1 protein-coding gene is annotated in these 781 nt (G+C 44.7%); it reads right to left on the minus strand.

Annotation, left to right across the window (positions count from 1 at the left end; genetic code table 11):
* Positions 1–647, minus strand: a 647-nt coding sequence (locus ACWHAR_RS26020) for an MFS transporter (protein ID WP_452088293.1), incomplete at its 3' end; no start/stop codon positions are given.
* Positions 648–781 lie beyond the last annotated feature (134 nt).

Consider the following 781-nt stretch of genomic DNA (forward strand, 5'->3'; position numbering starts at 1 on the left):
TTTTGAATATAGTTTAGTTCTCTTTTAGAAATGCGTTTGTGCCGTTCAGGCTGTTCATAATACTGCCAGAAAAAAATCGTAAACAGCACATTGATGCATCCAATCGTCAAAAAAGCGACACGCCAGTCAAATGTTGTGACAAGAAAGGCGACCAATGGCGCGCCGATTACATTTGAAAACTTGGCGGCCGAATCGAACAGTGAGTTTGCCAATCCCCGCTCACTTGGAGGAAACCAGAGAGCGGTTGCTTTAGAGGCAGCAGGGAACGCAGAGGCGCTCGTCAGCCCAATGAGAAACCGGAACAGATACAACAGCAATTTTCCTTGCAAAAAAGCAAGAAGGATCGTTAAAAAGCTCCATATTGTCATTCCAACCCTCGTGACCCATGCCACCCCAAAACGGTCCAGCAAACTTCCGACAGGCAGCTGCATCAGTGTATAGGAATAGGTGTAAATGGAAAACACGATGCCGAGTTCAGTTGCAGTAAGGTGAAACGAATCTTGTATCGCAGGGGCCGCTACCGAGATGGCCACTCGGTCAAAATAATTAAGAATAATAATGCCGCTAAGTAACGAAGATATGTACCATCTGGTATGCCCAGGCCGTTTCACGCGCTCTTGACTCATGATGAAAACCTCCTCTGTCATAGCATGATCTCCTGATAGAAAAACCATTCAAATTTTAAATACCACAGCGCGCTTTTATATAAACGGCAGGAATTTGACTGGAACAGATCGGTGCTTTAGAATGAAAGTAATAAAAATGAACACTCCAAAGGGGA

The organism is Bacillus sp. LR--39 (assembly GCF_053613335.1).